The 5,487-nt window shown below is 70.7% G+C and carries 6 protein-coding genes and 1 pseudogene; 5 read left to right on the top strand and 2 right to left on the bottom strand.

The features are described 5' to 3' along the window. Positions 1-447 precede the first annotated feature (447 nt). Entirely contained in the window at positions 448-693 is a 246-nt protein-coding gene (locus D471_RS39425) for a hypothetical protein (RefSeq protein ID WP_026127638.1), read from the bottom strand. 223 nt (positions 694-916) lie between these two features. Here D471_RS39425 and D471_RS0111870 point away from each other — a divergent pair, with 223 nt between their 5' ends. Further along, positions 917-2,191: a sensor histidine kinase gene (locus D471_RS0111870; protein WP_017598820.1), complete on the top strand. Its 1,275-nt coding sequence runs from the start codon at positions 917-919 to the stop codon at positions 2,189-2,191. Continuing rightward, complete coding sequence (locus D471_RS0111865; protein WP_017598819.1) at positions 2,179-2,832, top strand: response regulator transcription factor; 654 nt, start codon at positions 2,179-2,181, stop codon at positions 2,830-2,832. Before D471_RS0111870 ends, D471_RS0111865 begins: the two co-directional genes overlap by 13 nt. 120 nt (positions 2,833-2,952) lie before the next feature. On the opposite strand, the gene D471_RS34030 is transcribed toward D471_RS0111865, so the two are convergent. Then, positions 2,953-3,657 (bottom strand): polysaccharide deacetylase family protein, encoded by a 705-nt coding sequence (locus D471_RS34030; RefSeq protein WP_017598818.1) that lies wholly within the window; start codon positions 3,655-3,657, stop codon positions 2,953-2,955. Between the two features lie 112 nt (positions 3,658-3,769). On the opposite strand from D471_RS34030, the gene D471_RS0111855 reads away from it, so the two are divergent. The 3 genes and pseudogenes from D471_RS0111855 to D471_RS0111845 all read left to right on the top strand — a co-directional run. Further along, the gene (locus tag D471_RS0111855) at positions 3,770-4,366 is read left to right on the top strand and encodes a hypothetical protein (protein ID WP_017598817.1); all 597 of its coding nucleotides are present in this window, start codon (positions 3,770-3,772) and stop codon (positions 4,364-4,366) included. 10 nt (positions 4,367-4,376) lie between these two features. Next, positions 4,377-5,063 carry a two-component system response regulator CseB gene (gene cseB / locus D471_RS0111850; RefSeq protein ID WP_017598816.1) on the top strand — a complete coding sequence of 229 codons (687 nt, stop codon included), beginning with the start codon at positions 4,377-4,379 and terminating at the stop codon, positions 5,061-5,063. Beyond that, positions 5,063-5,487 (top strand): annotated as a pseudogene (locus D471_RS0111845) (two-component sensor histidine kinase); the annotation flags it as partial. The gene cseB and the pseudogene D471_RS0111845, both read left to right, overlap by 1 nt.

Raw genomic sequence — 5,487 nt, 5'->3', positions numbered from 1 at the left:
CGGAGCCGGTGGCGGGCCGAGCGCCGCGCTGAAGACCTTGGGGACCGAACCGTACGTGAAGCGGGAACGGGTGGTGACCGGGCGGTTCGCCTTGTTTATCGCTTCTGATGATCCGTCTTGGGCCGCGGTGGGTGTTTCCGGGACTGGCTCACCGTTCTGCGGGTGTGCCTCGCGTTGCGCTGTCGTTGTGTTGGGGGCCCTTTGGGTGGCGGATCGAATGAAAGATCGGAGAAATCGATAAAGTCACTTCGTCTGGCCTGTGCGTCTGATGCCGACCGCGTGGGTTGCTCTCGGAAATGTTTCGATGGGATGGTGCGATGAATCGTTCCTTCGGTTGGCCGAACTTGTCCGGAGAAAACAAGAAAACCGCCCGGTGCCGCCGGGCGGTTGGTGTATGCGATTCGAAGGAGGCGAAGGGTTGTTCTTTTCTTTCTTCTTGGTGCCGGGCTACCTGCGGTGACGCAGATGGTGCATGACCAGGAGGACGATGAACAGGACGGTCAGAAGCCCGAACCCGACGCTGATCATCGGGTGGAAACCGCCGAGGGAGGTGACCGCGTTGGCCGTGGCGCCGAGGATGATCAGTAGCCACAGCACGGCCCGCACCGTGTGTCGGCCCCGCCTGGCGGGAGCGCCGTCACGGCGCCGTCCAGCATTGCCCGGGCTCTCTGCGAAACGGTAGGGGTCACTCATCTGGTATCTCCTGGGGATCCGGAGTCAGCGGTCGGGACGGGTCCGTACGGCCGAGTGATCCTCGCCGTGGACGGGTACGACACTAGAATCCCGACCCCCCGCGGGACGATCCCGCACGCTGAACAGTCGGGGTATAGCAGGCTGTACTCCTTCGGGCCGCCCATCCGGCGGGCGCTTCGCGCCGGTAGGGTTGCGTCGGTTCGGCTTCGGCCAGGAAGTGAGCATGCCCCCCGCAGACAACGACACCAGGCCGTTCCGGGAACTGGTGGTGACCGGGCTCAACAACGTGTTCCTGAGCCTGGAGCGCCTCGCCGGTGGACTGATCACCGCCCTGATGGCACTGTTCGCCCTCGCGGTCCTCGGCGTCGTCCTCCTCACGAGCCCGCTCGGCGTCGGCCTGCTGTTGCTGCCCTCGGCCCTGCGGCTGCTACGCACGGTGGCCAACCGGGAACGGCACCGCCTCACCCGCTGGGGGCCGCCGGTGCCGTCACCCGCGTCGGCCGACGCCCCGACCACCCCCGTCGACGCGTTCCGGGCCCTCGTCCACGACGTCCAGGTCCGGCGTGACCTGGTCTGGCTGTCCTGCCACTCCACGCTGGGACTCCTGACAGGCCTTCTCGGGGTCCTGCTTCCGGTGGTCGCGGTCCGGGACGGCACCTTCCCCCTGTGGTGGTGGCTGCTGCCCCCGGACGCGGCCGGGGCATCCATCGGCGTCCCCGCCCACGACTGGTACGCGGCCCTGGCCGTCGGCATGCTGGGGGTGGGCTGGGGGGCGATCACCTTCGGGATCGAGCCGATCCTGGCCTGGCTCCAGTCGTGGCCCGGCCGCCGACTGCTGCGGCCGCACTCACGGGTGGTCCTCCACGAACGCATCACCGAACTCACGGCCACCAGGGCCGCCGCCCTGCAGTCGCACACCACCGAACTCCGCCGGATCGAGCGATCCCTGCACGACGGAGCGCAGAGCCGCCTGGTCGCCGTCATCATCCAGCTGGGGGCCGCACGGCGGGCGCTGAGGACCGCCCCGGAGCGAGCGGAGGCGGCGATGGAGCGAGCCCAGGCCGCGGCCGAGGACGCTCTCGCCGAACTGCGCGGTCTGGTACGCGGCATCCTCCCACCGGCCCTGGAGAGCCATGATCTGGAAGGGGCGCTCAGCGCGCTGGCCACGGGCTGCTCGGTTCCCTGCACGGTCGAGGTCGACGGTCTGGGGCCCCTGGCCTCGTCCATCGAGGCGACGGCCTACTTCGCCGTCGCCGAAGCGGTCACCAACGTCACTCGGCACAGCGGGGCCGGACACGCCCGCGTCCGGGTCAGCGAAGAGGAGGACGTCCTGCGTATCCACATCCACGACGACGGGCGGGGAGGCGCGGACGAGCGCGCCGGGACCGGCCTGGTCGGAATCCGGCGCCGGGTGGAGGCACACGACGGCGTGCTCACCGTGGACAGCCCCGGAGGCGGGCCGACCGACATCTGGGTGGAGCTGCCGTGCGGATCGTGATCGCCGAGGACGACGCCCTGCTCCGGGAGGGGATGGCCGCCCTGCTGCGGGACGAGGGCTTCCATATCTGCGCGGCCGTCGGCGAGGCCGACACGCTGCTCGACGCCGTGGTCGAGCACGAACCCGACATCGCCATCATCGACGTGCGGATGCCCCCGACCTACACCGACGAGGGCGTCCAGGCGGCGGTACGCGCCCGCGACATCCGCGCGGGTCTGCCGGTCCTGGTGCTGTCGGCCTATGTCGAGCAGTCCTTCGCGACGGAGCTGATGGAGAGCGGGACCTCGGGTATCGGCTACCTGCTCAAGGAGCGTGTCGGCCGGGTCGACCAGTTCCTGGACACCCTGCGCAGGGTGGCGGGCGGGCAGATCGCCATCGATCCGGAGGTGGTCGCCCAGTTGTTCGCCCGCAAGCACGCCGACGACGTCCTGGCACGGCTCAGCCCCCGTGAGCGCGACGTGCTCGCCCTCATGGCCGAAGGCCTGGGCAACGGGGCGATCGCCGAGCGGATGACCGTCACTGAGGGAGCCGTGCACAAGCACATCCGCAACATCTTCGGGAAGCTCGGCCTGGCCCCGGACGACCGTTCGGACCGGCGCGTCGCCGCGGTGCTCCGCTACCTGAACGCCGTCGGCCGCTGACGACGCGCGGACGATCGTCGACGCGGCGACGGGACCGATGGCCGGGGGCGGGGCGCCGATCTCGCCGTCGGCCAGACCGAGGCGCGGGCCGACGCCTCGCGGCCGGTCCCGCTACGTCCCTCACAGATAGTCCTCCAACAGCGCGGGGCTCAGGCCGACCCGGTCGGCCTGAGCGGCGAACTCCGCGACGTCCTCGGCGAAGTCCTCCCCGAAGTGCATCAGCACGATGTCGCCCGGGCGGAGCCGGTCCCCGGCCGCGAACTCCATTCGGCCCTCGCGGACCTCCGCACTCCAGTGCACGACCTCGTCGATGCCGCACTCCTGTGCCGCGCGCAGGGTGTGGTCGTCGAAACTGCCGTAGGGCGGCCGCAGCAGGGCGGGTCTGTGGCCGAACTCCCGCTCGTAGGAGTCGGAGGTGGCGCAGATCTGCCGGCGCTGCTCGTCGGGGGGTTCGTCGGCGAGGTCGGGGTGGTCGAGTGTGTGGTTCTGGATGGTCGAACCGGTGCGTTCGCTGAGCCGCCGGAAGAAATCGGGGTCCTGGCGGACGTAGCCGTCGGTCAGGAACAGGGTGGCGCTGATTCCCGAGTCGACGAGCACGTCGACCATCTCCGGCGAGCGCGCGGCACCGTCGTCGATGGTGAGGAAGACGACGGGGTCCGTCGTGCGCACGCTGTACACGACACCGGTGTCCGGCCCCTCCTCCGCCCCGGCGGCCCGGTGCGACGAGCGGAGTTCGGCGCCGACGACGCCGCAGGCCGCCGCCAGGAACGTCACGCAGGCCACACTGACCGCCAGGGCCCGGGAAGGATGCGATGGGATGTCCATGGGCCGACGCTAGGAAGCGGGTTTCTCGAACCCCCCGAGAGCGTGTTGCGCTGTCCCGTCGGAGAGCCGTAGATCGTGTAACGGCACGGCGAGCGGTACTGGCATCGACGGCGTGAAGATCATCTCGGGCGCGGCCCCGGCCGCGGTGGTGTGCGCGCTCGCCGTGACCGCGTGCGGGCCGGTCGACACCGGGGTGCGGATCGAACAGGTGCCCGCCTCGGACGGCGCCCCCCTTCCCTCCACGCCCTCCCCTGGAGAGGGCACCCGTGGGGGCGAGGCCGTCAGCGTCGACCCGGTCCAGGTGCTGCGCGACGACCCCGGGGTCGACCAGGGCGTCAAGGACGTCCTCGCCTGGCCGTGCGAGGGGGAGGGCGACGAGGCGTGGTCGCGGGGGTGGTACCCCGTCTACACCGAGTACCTCCGCATCCCCGACACCGACGTCTGGGCGGTGATCGTCAACGTGCAGGACTGTTCGGCCCCTCCGGCCTGCAACCCCTACATCGCCTCCTACGTCTACCGGCTCTGGACCGACCGGAGCGAGCGGGTCTTCTCGTCGGAGTCGGCGGGAAGCCGGGTCGACGTCGACGGGGACGCGGGCCTGTTCGTGGACCGCGGCCTGTGGGGGGCCGATGACTCTGCCTGCCCGCAGGGAACCGAGCGCACGATGCTCGAATGGGCCGGGGAGCGGCTCGTCGAAGCCGGGGAGTGAGGGACACGCCGTGGAGGCTCCGCACGTACTGTTCGTCGAGGATGACGACGTCATCAGGGAGGCCACCCAGCTCAGCCTGGAACGCGACGGGTTCCGTGTGGCGGTCGCGTCCGACGGCAGGACCGGTCTGGAGGTCTTCCACGCCCGGCGCCCCGACGTCGCCCTGCTCGACGTGATGCTGCCCGGGATGAACGGCGTGAGCCTGTGCCGTCGCATCCGCGAGGTCAGCCTCGTCCCCGTGATCATGCTCTCCGCCCGCGACGACCCCGTCGACATCGTGGTGGGGCTGGAGGCGGGCGCCGACGACTACGTCACCAAGCCGTTCGACGGCGCCGTGCTCACCGCACGGATTCGGGCGGTGTTGCGCCGCACCGAACGCCCGGCCACCGCGGACCAGGACCGTCGGGGTCCGTTGCGGTTCGGCGGCCTGGAGATCGACACGGAGGCCGTACGGGTCCTGTCCGCGGGCCGACCGGTCGCGCTGACCCCGACCGAGATGCGCCTGCTGCTGCGGTTCGCGCGGTCGCCCGGGACCGTGCTCAGCCGGGACGTGTTGTTGGAGAGCGTGTGGGACTACGCGTGGGGCGGGGACACCCGTGTCGTCGACGTCCACGTGCAGCGCCTGCGCACCAAGATCGGTGGCGGGTACGTCGAGACGGTGCGCGGTTTCGGCTACAAGTTCACCGGGCAGCCCTGATGAGCCTGCGGTGGCAGATCACCATCACGATCACGCTGGTCAGCGTGCTCGTCACGCTCGCCCTGGGGTTGACGGTGCACTTCGCCTACGCCTACCAGCAGGCCGATGAGGCCCGGCGGCTCCAGACCGACCGGCTCGAACTGGCGGTCCAGGAGTACCGGCGCAACGGTCGCCCGACCCTGGGCAGCAGCCTGCACGATCCCGACCTGCCCGCGGGTCTGCGCGTCGGCGTCCAGAACGGCGCGACGGCCACCTACGTGGGCCCCGACGACGACGGCGGGGCGGTCTGGGCCGCGACCGCCGTCGGTGAGGATCGGATCCTGTCCCTGCGCTCCACCTACCGCCCGCGCTTGGACGATCTGGCGCGGTTGGACCGCGTCCTGGTGACAGGCGGCCTGACCGTCATCGCGCTCGGCGCGGGAGC

Source organism: Nocardiopsis lucentensis DSM 44048, from assembly GCF_000341125.1.
Classification (GTDB): domain Bacteria; phylum Actinomycetota; class Actinomycetes; order Streptosporangiales; family Streptosporangiaceae; genus Nocardiopsis; species Nocardiopsis lucentensis.
This window is presented reverse-complemented; position numbering and strand designations above follow the sequence as displayed.

Excerpts from the sequence above, each read along its gene's own strand:
- D471_RS39425 (WP_026127638.1), bottom strand. The coding sequence starts at position 693 with ATGAGTGACCCCTACCGTTTCGCAGAGAGCCCGGGCAATGCTGGACGG.
- D471_RS0111870 (WP_017598820.1), top strand. The coding sequence starts at position 917 with ATGCCCCCCGCAGACAACGACACCAGGCCGTTCCGGGAACTGGTGGTG.
- D471_RS34030 (WP_017598818.1), bottom strand. The coding sequence starts at position 3,657 with ATGGACATCCCATCGCATCCTTCCCGGGCCCTGGCGGTCAGTGTGGCC.